The organism is Streptomyces phaeoluteigriseus (assembly GCF_001896135.2).
In the GTDB taxonomy this organism is placed as follows: domain Bacteria; phylum Actinomycetota; class Actinomycetes; order Streptomycetales; family Streptomycetaceae; genus Streptomyces; species Streptomyces phaeoluteigriseus.
Genome location: NZ_MPOH02000015.1, coordinates 727,150 through 741,276, shown reverse-complemented (window position 1 = coordinate 741,276; position 14,127 = coordinate 727,150). Strand labels below are relative to the sequence as shown.

Below are 14,127 nucleotides of genomic sequence, written 5' to 3'. Positions count from 1 at the left end.
GAGGGGGCCCACGTGCTCATCGACACCTACGGCCGGGTCGCCACCGACCTGCGCGTCTCACTCACCGACCGGTGCAATCTGCGCTGCACCTACTGCATGCCCGAAGAGGGCCTGCAGTGGCTGGCCAAGCCCGACCTGCTCACGGACGACGAGATCGTCCGCCTGATCGACATAGCCGTCACCTCCCTCGGCATCGAGGAGGTCCGCTTCACCGGCGGCGAGCCCCTGCTCCGCCCCGGCCTGGTCGGCATCGTCGAGCGCGTCGCGGCCCTGAGCCCGCGCCCCCAGATGTCCCTGACCACCAACGGCATCGGCCTCCGGCGCACGGCGTCGGCCCTCAAGGCGGCGGGCCTGGACCGGGTCAATGTCTCCCTCGACACGCTCCGCCCGGACGTCTTCAAGACCCTGACCCGGCGCGACCGCCACAAGGACGTCCTCGAAGGCCTCCAGGCCGCCCGGGACGCGGGCCTGACCCCGGTCAAGGTCAACGCGGTCCTGATGCCAGGGCTGAACGCCGACGAGGCCCCCGACCTCCTCGCCTGGGCCGTCGAGCACGACTACGAACTGCGGTTCATCGAGCAGATGCCCCTGGACGCCCAGCACGGCTGGAAGCGCGACGGCATGGTCACGGCAGGCGACATCCTCGCCGCCCTGCGCACCCGCTTCGACCTCACCGAGGAGGGCTCGGGGGAGCGCGGCTCGGCCCCGGCCGAACGCTGGATCGTCGACGGCGGCCCGCACCGCGTCGGAGTCATCGCCTCCGTCACCCGCCCGTTCTGCTCGGCCTGCGACCGCACCCGCCTCACGGCCGACGGACAGGTCCGCACCTGCCTCTTCGCCCGCGAGGAGACCGACCTGCGCGCGGCCCTGCGCTCCGACGCCCCCGACGAGGAGATCGCGCGCATCTGGCGCCTGGCGATGTGGGGCAAGAAGGCGGGCGCGGGCCTGGACGACCCGACGTTCGTCCAGCCGGACCGGCCGATGTCGGCGATCGGCGGCTAGGAAGAACCGCCCTGACCGTCCCGCGCGGAGCGCCCGGTGGACTCACCGGCGGCTCCGCCGGTGGCCCTCTCGGGGGAGTCCCACTCCGTCAGCAGGACCACGTCCTTGAGGAAGCCGCGCACCCCGAGGAACTGTGACAGATGCTCCCGATGCTCCTCGCACGCCAGCCACGTCTTGCGGCGCTCCGGCGTGTGGATCTTGGGGTTGTTCCACGCCAGCACCCACAGGGCGTCGGTGCGGCAGCCCTTCGCGGAGCAGACCGGGGTCTCGTCACTCACAGGTTCGTCTCACAGGTGCGCTGAAAAAGGCGACGCCGAGCAGCCACGGGGGGAGCTGCCCGGCGTCGGTCCGTCGCTCCGACGGGGGATGCGGAGCGCGTACGAAGTATGTCACGGCGACCCGGGGCCACGGCACTGGAACTACAGCTTTTATTGGGCCCGGCGCCCGGCCGGCTCACGGCCGCCGCTCGGCCGGACCGGCCTCCGTGTCCTTCGGAAGGGGCTCGGTCTCCTCTCGCGCGGACGCCGGTTCCTCCGGCGTGGATTTCGCGAGGGGCTCATCCGGCGCCGCCCGCTCCTCCGCTTCGTCCGCGCGCGGGGAAGTGATCATCGGCGGCAGGGGAGCGGTCACGAACGTCGACGGGAGCCCCGGCGCGTTCTCCCGCCCGGCATTGGCGATCACCACCGCGACGTACGGCAGGACCACGCCCAGGACCAGCGCCACCACCGCAACATGCCGTTCCACGTTCCACAGCGTCGCCGCCAGGATCACCGCGACGGTACGCACCGACATCGAGATGACGTACCGCCGCTGCCGGCCCCGCACATCGTCCTGGAGCCCCTGACGTGCCCCGGTGATCCGGAACACCTGGACGTCGCCGCCGCCGTGTTGCTTCCGCATCACAATCCACCATCCGCCCGCTCGAACTCGCCCCGTCCACCACGGTACGCCGCTGCCGGGCCGCCCCCGAAACCGGGTCGCCGCCGGTCCGGGCGAACGAGGTCCGCCGTACCGCGTACGGCGTCACCCGACATGCGGCGTACGGAGGCCGGACCGACACTGAGATCAATGCTGGCGTAGAGCCGTACGAGGAGGCAGCCATGGGCTGGTTGTGGGCGATCATCGTGGGATTCGTGCTGGGCCTGATCGCGAAGGCGATCATCCCGGGCAAGCAGCACAGCCCACTGTGGCTGACCACCATCTTCGGCATCCTGGGCGCGATCGTCGGCAATGCCGTCGCCCGGGGCTTCGGAGTCGACGAGACCAACGGCATCGACTGGAGTCGTCACATCTTCCAGCTGATCGCCGCGATCGTCATCGTGGCCTTCGGCGACATGCTGTACATGGCGACGCTGGGCAAGCGCAAGCACCGCACCTGAGCATCCGAATCCGCAAGGGACGCGGGCCGACGCGCGACCGGCCGCCGAACCCGCGGCCCGCGCGGCGGACGCGCCCCTTCGGATGCCTACGACCCGGTCACCTCGACGGCGGCCAGGTTCTTCTTGCCCCGCCGCAGCACCAGCCAGCGCCCGTGCAACAGGTCCTCCGCAGCCGGGACGGCGTCCTCGGCGGTGACCTTCACGTTGTTCACGTAGGCCCCGCCCTCCTTCACCGTCCGCCGGGCCGCGGACTTGCTGGCCACCAGGCCGACCTCGGCGAAAAGGTCGACCACGAGGCCCGGCTCGGCGACCTGGATGTGTGGCACCTCGGACAGGGACGCGGCCAGCGTCCTCTCGTCGAGTTCCGCCAGCTCCCCCTGCCCGAAGAGGGCCTTGGACGCGGCGGTCACGGCGGCCGTCTGGTCGGCGCCGTGCACCAGCGTCGTCAGCTCCTCGGCCAGCGCGCGCTGCGCTGCACGCGCCTGCGGGCGCTCCTCGGTCTGCCGCTCCAGCTCCCCCAGCTCCTCACGCGAACGGAAGGACAGGATGCGCAGGTACGTCGAGATGTCCCGGTCGTCCACGTTCAGCCAGAACTGGTAGAACGCGTACGGCGTCGTCATCTCCGGGTCGAGCCAGACGGCGCCGCCCTCGGTCTTGCCGAACTTGGTGCCGTCCGCCTTCGTCATCAGCGGAGTCGCCAGCGCGTGCACGGAGGCGGACGGCTCCAGCCTGTGGATCAGGTCCAGGCCGGCCGTGAGGTTGCCCCACTGGTCGCTGCCACCCTGCTGGAGCGTGCAGCCGTAGCGCCGGTAGAGCTGGAGAAAGTCCATGCCCTGGAGGATCTGGTAGCTGAACTCGGTGTAGCTGATGCCCTGGTCGGACTCCAGGCGGCGGGCCACGGAGTCCTTCGTCAGCATCTTGTTGACGCGGAAGTGCTTGCCGATGTCCCGCAGGAACTCGATCGCGGACAGACCGGCCGTCCAGTCGAGGTTGTTGACCATCACGGCCGCGTTCTCCCCCTCGAAGGAGAGGAACGGCTCGATCTGGGAACGCAGCTTGCCGACCCAGCCGGCGACCGTCTCCGGGTCGTTCAGCGTGCGCTCCGCCGTCGGACGCGGGTCGCCGATCAGACCCGTGGCGCCGCCGACCAGCGCCAGCGGCCGGTGCCCGGCCTGCTGGAGCCGGCGCACGGTGAGCACCTGCACCAGGTGCCCGACGTGCAGGGACGGCGCGGTCGGGTCGAAGCCGCAATAGAACGTGACGGGACCGTCCGCGAGCGCCTTGCGCAATGCGTCCTCGTCAGTGGACAGGGAGAACAGCCCCCGCCACTTCAGCTCGTCGACGATGTCCGTCACTGTTCTCGTATCTCCTTGAAGATCTTCGGGCGGTCGAGCGACCACCGGCTACGAGGTTATACGCCCTGACTGACAGAGCTCATATTGAAATCCGGCACCCTGAGCGCGGGCATCGCGGACCTGGTGAACCAGTCGCTCCACTCCCTCGGCAGCGTCTTCTCCGTGCGCCCGGCCTCCGTGGCCCGGCCCAGCAGGTCGACCGGGGACTCGTTGAACCGGAAGTTGGTCACCTCGCCCACGACCTCGCCGTCCTCGACGAGGTAGACGCCGTCCCGGGTCAGCCCGGTCAGCAGCAGCGTCGCCGGGTCCACCTCGCGGATGTACCACAGGCAGGTCAGCAGCAGCCCGCGCGTGGTGCTCGCGACCATGTCGTCCAGCGACCGGTCGGAACCGCCGTCCAGGATGAGGTTGTCGGCACCGGGAGCCACCGGCAGACCGGTCAGGGCCGCGCTGTGCCGACTCGTGGTGAGCTGCCTCAGCTCGCCGCCGCGGATCCACTCGGTGGCCGGGATCGGCAGCCCGTTGTCGAACACCGACCGGTCACCGCCCGAGGAGTGCGCCACGACGAACGGCGCCGACTCCAGGCCCGGCTCGTTCGGGTCGCTGCGCAGCGTCAGCGGCAGCTCCGTCAGCCTCTCGCCGAGACGCGTGCCGCCGCCCGGCGTGGAGAACACCGTCCGCCCCTCGGCCGCGTCCCGGCCCGACGCCGACCACAGCTGGTAGATCATCAGGTCCGCGACCGCGGTCGGCGGCAGCAGCGTCTCGTACCGCCCCGCGGGCAGCTCGATCCGCCGCTCCGCCCAGCCCAGCCGTACGGCCAGCTCGGCGTCGAGCGCCGCCGGGTCGACGTCCTTGAAGTCCCGCGTCGAGCGGCCCGCCCACGCCGAACGCGTACGGTCCGGCGACTTGGCGTTCAGCTCCAGCGTCCCCGTGGGCTGGTCGTGCCGCAGCCGCAGCCCCGTCGACGTCCCCAGGTAGGTCGACACCAGCTCGTGATTGGCGAAGCCGTACAACTCCCGGCCGCCCGCCCGCGCGCGGGCGAACGCCTCGCCCAGCGCCGGCGCGAAGTCGGCGAAGACCGCGGAGGAGGTTTCGACGGGCGCCTCGGTGAAGGCGGGGGACTGCGTCACGCCCGTCACCAACGGCTGTGCGTCCTCGGCGGGCGCGGCACCGCGCGCGGCGGCCTCGGCGGCCCGCACCAGCGGCTCCAGCTCGTCCGCGGTCACCGCGGACCGCGACACGACCCCGGAGGCGGTGCCCTCCTTGCCGTCGACGGTCGCGATCACGGTGAGCGTGCGCCCGCGCGTGACGCCGTTGGTGGTCAGCGCGTTGCCCGCCCAGCGCAGGTTGGCGGTGGACTCCTCGTCGGCGATCACGACACAGCCGTCGGCCCGCGACAGCTCCAGCGCGCGCTCCACGACCTCGTGCGGCTTGTCGGTACGGGCGCTCATCGGCCGGCCTCCTGCGTGGTGTTCAAAATGTTGACGCCCTTGAACAGGGCGGACGGGCAGCCGTGCGACACGGCCGCGACCTGGCCCGGCTGGGCCTTGCCGCAGTTGAAGGCGCCGCCCAGGACGTACGTCTGCGGACCGCCCACCGCGGCCATGGAGCCCCAGAAGTCGGTGGTCGTCGCCTGGTAGGCCACGTCCCGGACCTGCCCGGTGATCCGCCCGTTCTCGATCCGGAAGAACCGCTGCCCGGTGAACTGGAAGTTGTAGCGCTGCATGTCGATCGACCAGGACCGGTCCCCGACGACGTAGATGCCGCGGTCCACGCTGCCGATCAGGCCCTCGGTGGACATCCCCGCCGGGTCCGGCCGCAAGGACACGTTGGCCATGCGCTGCACCGGAACGTGTCCGGGGGAGTCGGCGAACGCGCACCCGTTGGAGCGCTCGAACCCGGTCAGCTTCGCGATCCGCCGGTCCAGCTGGTAGCCGACGAGCGTGCCGTCCTTGACCAGGTCCCAGGACTGCGCCTCGACGCCCTCGTCGTCGAAGCCGACGGTCGCCAGACCGTGCTCGGCGGTGCGGTCACCGGTCACGTTCATCAGGTCCGAGCCGTACCGCAGCTTGCCGATCTGGTCGAAGGTGGCGAAGGAGGTACCGGCGTAGGCCGCCTCGTAGCCGAGGGCCCGGTCCAGCTCGGTCGCGTGCCCGATCGACTCGTGGATGGTCAGCCACAGGTTGGACGGGTCGACCACCAGGTCGTACAGACCCGGCTCGACGCTCGGCGCCCGCATCTTCTCGGCGAGCAGCTCCGGGATCCGCTCCAGCTCCTCGTCCCAGTCCCAGCCGGTGCCGGTGAGGTACTCCCAGCCGCGCCCGGCCGGCGGCGCGATCGTCCGCATCGAGTCGAACTCACCGCTGGACTCGTCCACCGCCACCGCCGTCAGCGCCGGGTGCAGCCGTACCCGCTGCTGGGTGGTCACCGTGCCCGCGGTGTCGGCATAGAACTTGTTCTCGTGGACGGTGAGCAGCGAGGCGTCGACATGGTTGATCCCGTCGGCCGCAAGCAGCCGCGCGCTCCAGTCGGCGAGCAGGGCCGCCTTCTCCTCGTCGGGCACCGTGAACGGGTCGATCTCGTACGACGAGATCCAGGTGCGGTCGGCGTGCACCGGTTCGTCGGCCAGCTCCACCCGCTCGTCGGAACCGGCCGCCCTGATCACCTGCGCGGACAGCTTCGCCATCGCCACCGCCTGCGAGGCGACCTTGGCCGCGGCGTCCATCGTCAGATCCACACCGGACGCGAAGCCCCACGTCCCGCCGTGCACCACCCGCACCGCGTACCCGAGGTCGGTGGTGTCCGACGACCCGGAGGGCCGGGCGTCCCGCAGCCGCCAGGACGCGCTGCGCACCCGCTCGAACCGGAAGTCGGCATGGTCCGCGCCGAGCGCACGCGCGCGTGCCAGGGCGGCGTCGGCGAGGGCCCGCAACGGCAGCGCCGTGAAACTTTCGTCGATGCTGTGAGGCACCTGGGTATCTCCCTGTGGTCGTCGCCTGTGATGGCTCCGATCATGTCGCGCGAGCGGACCCCCGGACCACAGCTTTCCGGCCCGCTCCGGCAACTTTCTGTAGAAACCCCACAGCCAGTCCCGTGACGCGCTGTCGGTGCCCTGATGTCCGAGGGCGTCGGCGTACCGATAGGTTTCGAGGGAAGCCGCCTTGCCTGTCAGGTCTCGGGCGGTGTGTCAAGACCCCTACGGAAAGGGTGATCCGTTGAGCCGCTCGGTTCTCGTCACCGGAGGCAACCGAGGCATCGGCCTCGCCATCGCCCGCGCGTTCGCCGACGCCGGCGACAAGGTCGCGATCACATACCGGTCGGGGGAGCCGCCGGCCGGCTTCTTGGCCGTCAAGTGCGACATCACCGACTCCGAGCAGGTGGAGCAGGCCTACAAGGAGATCGAGGCCGAGCACGGCCCGGTCGAGGTCCTGATCGCCAACGCCGGCGTCACCAGGGACCAGCTCCTGATGCGCATGTCCGAGGAGGACTTCACCTCGGTCCTCGACACCAACCTCACCGGCACCTTCCGCGTGGTCAAGCGCGCCAACCGCGGCATGCTGCGCGCCCGCAAGGGCCGTGTCGTGCTCATCTCCTCGGTGGTCGGACTGCTCGGCTCCGCGGGGCAGGCGAACTACGCCGCCTCCAAGGCCGGCCTGGTGGGCTTCGCGCGTTCCCTCGCCCGTGAGCTGGGGTCGCGCAACATCACCTTCAACGTCGTCGCGCCGGGCTTCGTCGACACCGACATGACGCAGGCGCTCACCGACGAGCAGCGCGCGAACATCGTCTCGCAGGTGCCGCTCGGCCGGTACGCGCAGCCCGACGAGATCGCCGCGACGGTGCGGTTCCTCGCCTCGGACGACGCCTCGTACATCACTGGAGCCGTCATCCCCGTAGACGGCGGACTGGGAATGGGTCACTGATCACCATGAGCGGAATTCTCGAGGGCAAGCGCGTCCTGATCTCCGGTGTGCTGATGGAGTCCTCCATCGCCTTCCACGCCGCAAAGCTGGCGCAGGAGCAGGGCGCCGAGATCATCCTGACCGCGTTCCCGCGGCCCACGCTGACCGAGCGCATCGCCCGGAAGCTGCCCAAGCCCACCAAGGTCATCGAGCTGGACGTGACCAACGACGAGCACCTGGGCCGGCTGGCCGACGTCGTCGGCGAGGAGCTGGGCGGCCTCGACGGCGTCGTGCACTCCATCGGCTTCGCCCCGCAGGACGCCCTCGGCGGCAACTTCCTCAACACGCCGTTCGAGTCGGTCGCCACGGCCATGCACGTCTCGGCGTTCTCCCTGAAGTCGCTCACCATGGCCTGCCTGCCGCTGATGCAGAACGGCGGCTCCGTCGTCGGCCTCACCTTCGACGCGCAGTACGCCTGGCCGCAGTACGACTGGATGGGCCCGGCGAAGGCCGCCCTGGAGGCCACCAGCCGCTACATGGCGCGCGACCTGGGCAAGCAGAACATCCGCTGCAACCTCATCTCGGCGGGCCCCCTCGGCTCGATGGCCGCGAAGTCCATCCCGGGCTTCGGCGACCTGGCCGCCGTGTGGGACACCCGCTCCCCGCTCGAGTGGGACCTCAAGGACCCCGATCCGGCCGGCCGCGGCATCGTCGCCCTGCTGAGCGACTGGTTCCCGAAGACCACCGGCGAGATCATCCATGTGGACGGCGGACTGCACGCCATCGGCGCCTGATCCTCCGCCCGCTCGTCGACGCCCCGCCGCCCGCCTCGCGCGGGGAGCGGGGCGTCACCCGTTCGGCGTACCCGGCCGGGCGGCGGAGCAGCCGCGCACCGCACTCTGAAGTGAGCGTCGTCAGGCGCTTCCCTCCCCAGCCCGGCCGAGGAGGTCCCTTTGTGCGCCTGTTCCGCAGCGTGGCCCCAGTGACCGTCGCCGTCTGCCTCGTCCTGTCCCTGCCGTACGACGCGCTGCCCCACGCGCGCGCGGCGGCAGGGTCCGCCGCCGTACCCGAGGAACCGTCTGCCGCGGAGTGCCGGACCAGCGTCGTGGGGTCCCGGGTGACCGCCTACTGCCACAACCCCCACGCCGCCACCGACCGGGTGCGCCTGCACATCGAGTGCGCGCGCTGGTGGGACCTCGACACCGACAGCGCCCCCGCCGACGTGGGACCCGCCGTGACCGTACTGCTGACCGGGCGCTGCTGGAAGGAGGTCGGCACGGCCTGGGTCAGCCACCAGCGGGTGTGAACCGTCCGGGCCGGCACAGGAAGGGATAGCTCGCCGCCTCCACGGCCGCCGTCTCCGCGTCCCCCGCGCGGATCGCGTCGACGAGCCGTGTGTGGTCCATGTGCGTCTCCGGCGTCAGCTCCTCGCCGACGTCCGCGCGCAGCCAGTCCCGCAGGACCTCGCCGAGATCGGCGTACATGGCGGTCATCGCGTCGTTGTGGGAGGCGGCCACCACCGCCAGATGGAAGGTCGCGTCCGCCGTCACGAAGGCCTCGGCGTCCCCCGACCTCCACGCCTCCTCGCGACGCAGCAGCAGCGTGTCCAGCTGCCTGAGGTCCTTCTCCGTACGCCGCTCGGCGGCCAGGCGTGCCGCGCCCGACTCCAGGGTGGCGCGCAGTTCCGCGATGTGCCGCGGGTCGGCGTCCGCGAAACGGCGGTGCATCACGCCCGCCAGCTCGCTGGTCGCCACCACGTAGGTGCCCGAGCCCTGGCGGATGTCCAGCAGGCCGTTGTGCGCGAGCGCGCGGACGGCCTCGCGGACGGTGTTGCGCGCGACGCCCAGCTGCCCGACCAGCTCCGGCTCCGTCGGGATGCGCGAGCCCACCGGCCACTCGCCCGAGGTGATCTGGGTGCGTAGCGCGGCGATGACCTGCTCGGACAGCGCCGAGCGACGGGGATGGCTCAGGGGCATGGCACACCTTCGCACGGGCCGGACCGGCAGCGGGCACCCGGGGATGGACAACCAATCATCCCATGATTCTATGATGGGCGGCATGGCGAGCAAGGACACCACGAGCACGCGCGACACGGCCCCCGCGACCGAGGGACCCCCGCCGGCCGGCGAGGGCCCGGCCCTCCGGGGACGCCCGGTGCCCCGGCCGCCCGTCCCGCGCGCGTGGGCGACCCGCCTGGTGGTCGTCGGCATCGTGCTCGCCGCCCTCAACCTGCGCCCCGCCATCACCAGCCTCGGTGCCCTCCTCGAAGAGGTCCGCGACGGCCTCGGCATGAGCGGCAGCGTGGCCGGCCTCCTCACCTCCGTGCCCCCGCTCTGCTTCGCCGTCTTCGGCGTCATGGCGCCCCGCCTCGCCCGCCGTTTCGGCGCCGGCGCGGTGGTCTGCGCGGGCATGGCCGCCATCACCGCGGGCCTGCTCGTACGGCCGTACGCGGGCGGTACGGCAGGCTTCCTCGCCGCCAGCGCCCTGGCCCTCATGGGCATCGCCGTCAGCAACGTGCTGATGCCGGTCATCGTCAAACGCTGGTTCCCCGACCGCGTCGGTTCCATGACCGGCCTGTACTCGATGGCCCTCGCCCTCGGTACCTCGGCCGCCGCCGCGGTCACCGTGCCCATGACCGACGCGCTGGGCGGCGACTGGCGGACCGGGCTGGCGGTCTGGGCGGGCCTGGCGGCAGCGGCCGTACTGCCGTGGCTGCCGCTGGCGGCCCGGGAGCGGGGGACGACGCCCGCCGGGCAGGCCTCCGCGCGCGGGGAGGCACCGGCCGTCCTGCGCATCACCCGCAGCCGTACCGCCTGGGCGCTCGCCGTCTTCTTCGGGCTCCAGGCCACCGCCGCCTACATCACCATGGGCTGGATGCCGCAGATCTTCCGCGACGCGGGCGTGCCCGCGAGCACGGCGGGACTGCTCCTGGCCGTCACCATGGTGATGGGGGTGCCGCTGGCCTTCGTCATCCCGCGCGTGGCGACCCGGCTGCCGCACCAGGGCCCCATCGTCGTAGCCCTCGGCCTGTGCGGTCTCGTCGGGTACGCCGGTCTGTACCTCGCGCCCGTCGCCGGAGCCTGGGCCTGGGCCCTGCTGCTCGGCGTCTCCAACTGCGCCTTCCCGCTCGCCCTCACCCTGGTCGGGATGCGCGCCAGGACCGGCGGGGGAGTGGCCCAGCTGTCGGCCTTCGCGCAGAGCGCCGGCTACCTGCTGTCGATCCCGGGCCCGCTCCTGGTGGGCGTGCTCTACCAGCACAGCGGCGGCTGGGGCCTGCCTCTCGCGCTGATGGCGGCGCTGATGATCCCGCAGATGGCCGTGGGTGTCCTCGCCGGCCGCGACCGCACGGTGGAGGACGAGGCCGCCCGCTGAGGGTGCGCCCTCTCCTCGCCCGCCGACCCCGCGGGAAGCGCATCGTGCGCCGGGTGCGAGACTGGGCGCATGCCAGTGCTCGACCCGCATCCCAAGGACGGCCAGAAGAAGATGCTGCTCGTCTTCGGCTCGTTCCTCCTCATTTTTGTGATCATCGGGATCATCGCCACCATCGCCTCCCCCTGACGCGGCCCGGCCCCGGGTGGGGACGGTGGGGTTAACCCCCCTGTCCCCTAGGGGGTGAGGGTCAGGGTCAAGTGGGTGGATCGCCGGATGGGACGGGGGCCGCCGGGTCCGTACCTTCGAGATGTGGCCGCGTGACGCGGCCCGGACCCCTCGAAGACCAGCGGAGGCGATCATGTCGGCCCCAACGCACACCCGGCCCCTCCCGGCCGCCCCGGGCGGCGTCGGTGTCCGGCTGCCCTGGTGGGCGCTGGCCCTGCCGATCCTGGCCTTCGTGGCCCTCCTCGCGCTGATACTGAACCCGTCCGACGCCCAGGCGGCCTCCGGGGACCCGGCGATCACGGACCTCGTCGACCGCGTACGGCAGCTCGTCGCGCGCTAGCGCTGTCGATCACGCCCCGGCTGCACGCTTCACGCCCTGACCTCAGGTGAAGGCGCATGTCAACTCCCTGCGCCGCATGGCCTGTTTCATGCGAAGCTGGGAGCCATGAGCGTCGCAGAATCCCGCAGGATCGTCCTCTTCCGGCATGCGAAAGCCGACTGGCCACAGGTGACCGACCACGAGCGACCGCTCGCTGACCGGGGCCGCCAGGACGCAGCCGTCGCCGGACGCAAGCTGACCGACACCGGCATCCCCGTCGAGCTGGCCCTGTGTTCCACCGCGACCCGCACCCGCGAGACGTGGAAACTCGCCGTCCACGAGTTCCCGCGCCGACCGAAGACGGTCTACGAGGAGCGGATCTACGAGGCCTCTCCCGGCGAGCTGATCGCCCTGCTCAACGAGATGCAGGACGACGTGCGCAACATCGTCCTGGTGGGCCACAACCCGGGCATCGAGGGCCTCGCCGAGATCCTCTCCGGCGCCGCCGAGGACGACGCCCGCGAGCGGATGACCCGCCGCGGCTTCCCCGCCGCCGCCTTCGCCGTCCTGGCCTTCGACGGCTCCTGGAAGTCCCTGGAGCCGGGCGCGGCCACGCTGGTCGACTACTGGGCGCCGTCCGAGTGACACCGGCACGGCATGCGTGAGGGCCCGGCATCACGCCGGGCCCCGCGGTCGTCCTCGGTCACTCCTGGTCGTCGTGCGTGTCCGCCGCCTCGACCTCTTCCCGGGTGACGCCCAGCAGATACAGGACGGTGTCCAGGAACGGCACGTTCACCGCGGTGTGCGCGGCCTCGCGCACCACCGGCTTGGCGTTGAAGGCGACCCCGAGTCCGGCCGCGTTCAGCATGTCCAGATCATTGGCGCCGTCACCGATCGCCACCGTCTGCGACAGCGGTACGCCCGCCTCCGCGGCGAACCTGCGCAGCAGCCGCGCCTTGCCCGCGCGGTCCACGATCTCCCCGGTGACCCGGCCGGTCAGCTTCCCGTCGACGATCTCCAGGGTGTTGGCCTGCGCGAAGTCCAGGCCCAGCCGTTCCTTGAGGTCGTCGGTGACCTGGGTGAAGCCGCCGGAGACGACGCCCACCTGGTAGCCCAGCCGCTTCAGCGTACGGATCAGGGTGCGGGCGCCCGGCGTCAGCCGCACCTCGGCGCGCACCTTGTCCACGACCGAGGCGTCCAGTCCCCCCAACAGCGCCACCCGCGCGTGCAGCGACTGCTCGAAGTCCAGCTCGCCGCGCATCGCCGCGGCGGTCACCTCGGCGACCTCGTTCTCGCAGCCGACGTGCGCCGCGAAGAGTTCGATCACCTCGTCCTGGATGAGCGTGGAGTCGACGTCCATGACGACGAGCCGCTGGGCACGCCGGTGCAGACCCGCGGCCACCACGGCGACGTCGACACCGAGTGCCGCCGCGTCGGTGACCAGCGCGGTGCGCAGTGGCGCGGTCTCCACCCCGGAGACCGCGAACTCGACGGCGGTGACCGGGTACTTCGCGAGCCGGAAGATGCGGTCGATGTTGCCGCCGACCTTGGTGATCGTGGCGGCGACGGACGCCGTGGCCTCCGCGGTGAGCGGATGCCCGAGCACGGTGACCAGGGACCGCCCGAGACCGCGCGGCCGGTTGTCGCCGAGGCCGGAGATGATCTCGGCCTGCATCTTCATCGACTCCGCCCAGCTGTGGACGGTCGACCGCAGGTCCCCCTCCAGCCCGCGCGGCGGCTCGGTCACGAGCGCGCACAGCACCATGCGGCCACGGGTGACGACCTGCTCGATGTCGACCACGTCGACGGAGTAGGCGGCGAGGGTGTCGAAGAGGCCCGCCGTGATACCCGGCCTGTCCTTGCCGAAGATCTTGACAAGGAGAGTCGGGACATCGGAGGGCGAGGTCGGCGAGGTCTGCGAAGCGCTCATGGTGTACCCACCGTATCCGGCACCCAGTGCCTCCCGCCGCCGAGGTCCGCCTGGCGGACACGGAACGGAGGGTGTCTCGCGTGAGGCGGGCCCGACGAGGAGCGGCGGTAGGTAGCGGGCGCGGCCTGGATGAGTAGGCGCACTCATGCCGCCGTCCGGGCGCCGACCGCAGGCTGGATCCGTGAACGTACGACGGAACGTCAAGCCCCGCGACCTCGGCGACTGGCCCGCGTGTCTCCCCCTCGCCGTGTTGTTCTGGAGCTGGGCGGCACTGATCGCGTTCGGCCCCCTCCTTCTCCTGACCCTTCTCTCCGCCGCCTGGGCCCAGCCGATGAGGGAATGGTCAGCGTGGGCGCGAGTCACCCTGTTCCAGGTCGGCGGCGTCGCGGCCGTGCTGACACCCCTGTACTTCGCCCCCGGCATCCGCCGTCTCGCCCGAGCCGCCCGGTTCGCGTTGCTGGGGTTGCCGGCCGCGGCCGTCGCACTGGCCGTGCTCGTCTGCCTCCACCACACACTTCCGTGACTCACCGGCCCCCGCCCGGCCCGTCCGGCGGTGGCGGCGGAGGAGGCGGGGGCGGCGGCATGGGCCCGTCGTCCGGTGACCGCCTCCGAGACCGTGGAGGGCCGGACCGCGGAGGTCCCGGAC

The 14,127-nt window shown here is 71.6% G+C and carries 17 protein-coding genes; 10 read left to right on the top strand and 7 right to left on the bottom strand.

Annotated elements, in window-relative coordinates; genetic code table 11:
- Positions 1 to 12 precede the first annotated feature (12 nt).
- Positions 13 to 1,002: a GTP 3',8-cyclase MoaA gene (gene moaA / locus BM536_RS21280; RefSeq protein ID WP_213084256.1), complete on the top strand. Its 990-nt coding sequence runs from the start codon at positions 13 to 15 to the stop codon at positions 1,000 to 1,002.
- Here the strand turns inward: moaA and BM536_RS21275 are convergent.
- A complete protein-coding gene (locus BM536_RS21275) occupies positions 999 to 1,280 on the bottom strand; it encodes a hypothetical protein (RefSeq protein ID WP_073496536.1) in 282 nt (93 codons plus the stop codon). The two genes, moaA and BM536_RS21275, sit on opposite strands and share 4 nt — an antisense overlap.
- A 175-nt stretch (positions 1,281 to 1,455) precedes the next feature.
- Positions 1,456 to 1,902: a DUF3099 domain-containing protein gene (locus tag BM536_RS21270; RefSeq protein WP_073496534.1), complete on the bottom strand. Its 447-nt coding sequence runs from the start codon at positions 1,900 to 1,902 to the stop codon at positions 1,456 to 1,458.
- 200 nt (positions 1,903 to 2,102) lie between these two features.
- Here BM536_RS21270 and BM536_RS21265 point away from each other — a divergent pair, with 200 nt between their 5' ends.
- Positions 2,103 to 2,381 carry a GlsB/YeaQ/YmgE family stress response membrane protein gene (locus BM536_RS21265; RefSeq protein WP_073496532.1) on the top strand — a complete coding sequence of 93 codons (279 nt, stop codon included), beginning with the start codon at positions 2,103 to 2,105 and terminating at the stop codon, positions 2,379 to 2,381.
- Positions 2,382 to 2,467: 86 nt separating this feature from the next.
- Here the strand turns inward: BM536_RS21265 and tyrS are convergent, their stop codons facing one another.
- Genes tyrS through BM536_RS21250 form a run of 3 tightly spaced genes read right to left on the bottom strand, consistent with a single transcriptional unit; the run spans position 2,468 to position 6,707 of the window.
- Entirely contained in the window at positions 2,468 to 3,736 is a 1,269-nt protein-coding gene (gene tyrS / locus BM536_RS21260) for a tyrosine--tRNA ligase (RefSeq protein WP_073496529.1), read from the bottom strand.
- Positions 3,737 to 3,792: 56 nt separating this feature from the next.
- Positions 3,793 to 5,187 carry a metallopeptidase TldD-related protein gene (locus tag BM536_RS21255; RefSeq protein WP_094103336.1) on the bottom strand — a complete coding sequence of 465 codons (1,395 nt, stop codon included), beginning with the start codon at positions 5,185 to 5,187 and terminating at the stop codon, positions 3,793 to 3,795.
- Entirely contained in the window at positions 5,184 to 6,707 is a 1,524-nt protein-coding gene (locus tag BM536_RS21250) for a TldD/PmbA family protein (RefSeq protein ID WP_094103335.1), read from the bottom strand. The genes BM536_RS21255 and BM536_RS21250 overlap by 4 nt, the downstream gene beginning before the upstream one ends.
- A gap of 244 nt (positions 6,708 to 6,951) precedes the next feature.
- On the opposite strand from BM536_RS21250, the gene fabG reads away from it, so the two are divergent.
- From fabG to BM536_RS21235, 3 genes are all read left to right on the top strand, one after another.
- Entirely contained in the window at positions 6,952 to 7,656 is a 705-nt protein-coding gene (fabG, locus tag BM536_RS21245) for a 3-oxoacyl-[acyl-carrier-protein] reductase (protein WP_073496527.1), read from the top strand.
- A 5-nt stretch (positions 7,657 to 7,661) separates the two neighbouring features.
- A complete protein-coding gene (gene fabI / locus BM536_RS21240) occupies positions 7,662 to 8,429 on the top strand; it encodes an enoyl-ACP reductase FabI (protein ID WP_073496525.1) in 768 nt (255 codons plus the stop codon).
- A gap of 161 nt (positions 8,430 to 8,590) precedes the next feature.
- Positions 8,591 to 8,941: a hypothetical protein gene (locus BM536_RS21235; protein WP_073496523.1), complete on the top strand. Its 351-nt coding sequence runs from the start codon at positions 8,591 to 8,593 to the stop codon at positions 8,939 to 8,941.
- Here the strand turns inward: BM536_RS21235 and BM536_RS21230 are convergent.
- Positions 8,922 to 9,611: a FadR/GntR family transcriptional regulator gene (locus BM536_RS21230; protein WP_073496521.1), complete on the bottom strand. Its 690-nt coding sequence runs from the start codon at positions 9,609 to 9,611 to the stop codon at positions 8,922 to 8,924. The two genes, BM536_RS21235 and BM536_RS21230, sit on opposite strands and share 20 nt — an antisense overlap.
- An 82-nt stretch (positions 9,612 to 9,693) precedes the next feature.
- On the opposite strand from BM536_RS21230, the gene BM536_RS21225 reads away from it, so the two are divergent.
- The 4 genes from BM536_RS21225 to BM536_RS21210 all read left to right on the top strand — a co-directional run bounded on the left by BM536_RS21225 (position 9,694) and on the right by BM536_RS21210 (position 12,196).
- Positions 9,694 to 11,007 carry a CynX/NimT family MFS transporter gene (locus BM536_RS21225; RefSeq protein WP_425444657.1) on the top strand — a complete coding sequence of 438 codons (1,314 nt, stop codon included), beginning with the start codon at positions 9,694 to 9,696 and terminating at the stop codon, positions 11,005 to 11,007.
- Positions 11,008 to 11,076: 69 nt separating this feature from the next.
- Positions 11,077 to 11,193, top strand: coding sequence for an SGM_5486 family transporter-associated protein (locus BM536_RS44010; protein WP_094103334.1), 117 nt, complete (start codon positions 11,077 to 11,079; stop codon positions 11,191 to 11,193).
- A gap of 172 nt (positions 11,194 to 11,365) precedes the next feature.
- Positions 11,366 to 11,572, top strand: a complete 207-nt coding sequence (locus tag BM536_RS21215; RefSeq protein ID WP_073496519.1) for a hypothetical protein — start codon at positions 11,366 to 11,368, stop codon at positions 11,570 to 11,572.
- A gap of 105 nt (positions 11,573 to 11,677) precedes the next feature.
- Positions 11,678 to 12,196 (top strand): SixA phosphatase family protein, encoded by a 519-nt coding sequence (locus BM536_RS21210; RefSeq protein WP_073496517.1) that lies wholly within the window; start codon positions 11,678 to 11,680, stop codon positions 12,194 to 12,196.
- A gap of 58 nt (positions 12,197 to 12,254) precedes the next feature.
- On the opposite strand, the gene serB is transcribed toward BM536_RS21210, so the two are convergent.
- Positions 12,255 to 13,481, bottom strand: a complete 1,227-nt coding sequence (gene serB, locus BM536_RS21205) for a phosphoserine phosphatase SerB (RefSeq protein ID WP_073496515.1) — start codon at positions 13,479 to 13,481, stop codon at positions 12,255 to 12,257.
- Positions 13,482 to 13,662: 181 nt separating this feature from the next.
- On the opposite strand from serB, the gene BM536_RS40830 reads away from it, so the two are divergent.
- On the top strand, positions 13,663 to 14,004 hold the full coding sequence (locus BM536_RS40830) for a hypothetical protein (RefSeq protein WP_073496513.1): 342 nt from the start codon (positions 13,663 to 13,665) through the stop codon (positions 14,002 to 14,004).
- Positions 14,005 to 14,127: the final 123 nt, after the last annotated feature.

Excerpts from the sequence above, each read along its gene's own strand:
- BM536_RS21270 (WP_073496534.1), bottom strand. The coding sequence starts at position 1,902 with ATGCGGAAGCAACACGGCGGCGGCGACGTCCAGGTGTTCCGGATCACC.
- serB (WP_073496515.1), bottom strand. The coding sequence starts at position 13,481 with ATGAGCGCTTCGCAGACCTCGCCGACCTCGCCCTCCGATGTCCCGACT.
- fabI (WP_073496525.1), top strand. The coding sequence starts at position 7,662 with ATGAGCGGAATTCTCGAGGGCAAGCGCGTCCTGATCTCCGGTGTGCTG.
- BM536_RS21255 (WP_094103336.1), bottom strand. The coding sequence starts at position 5,187 with ATGAGCGCCCGTACCGACAAGCCGCACGAGGTCGTGGAGCGCGCGCTG.
- BM536_RS21230 (WP_073496521.1), bottom strand. The coding sequence starts at position 9,611 with ATGCCCCTGAGCCATCCCCGTCGCTCGGCGCTGTCCGAGCAGGTCATC.
- BM536_RS21225 (WP_425444657.1), top strand. The coding sequence starts at position 9,694 with ATGGCGAGCAAGGACACCACGAGCACGCGCGACACGGCCCCCGCGACC.
- BM536_RS21215 (WP_073496519.1), top strand. The coding sequence starts at position 11,366 with ATGTCGGCCCCAACGCACACCCGGCCCCTCCCGGCCGCCCCGGGCGGC.
- BM536_RS44010 (WP_094103334.1), top strand. The coding sequence starts at position 11,077 with ATGCCAGTGCTCGACCCGCATCCCAAGGACGGCCAGAAGAAGATGCTG.
- BM536_RS21210 (WP_073496517.1), top strand. The coding sequence starts at position 11,678 with ATGAGCGTCGCAGAATCCCGCAGGATCGTCCTCTTCCGGCATGCGAAA.
- BM536_RS21265 (WP_073496532.1), top strand. The coding sequence starts at position 2,103 with ATGGGCTGGTTGTGGGCGATCATCGTGGGATTCGTGCTGGGCCTGATC.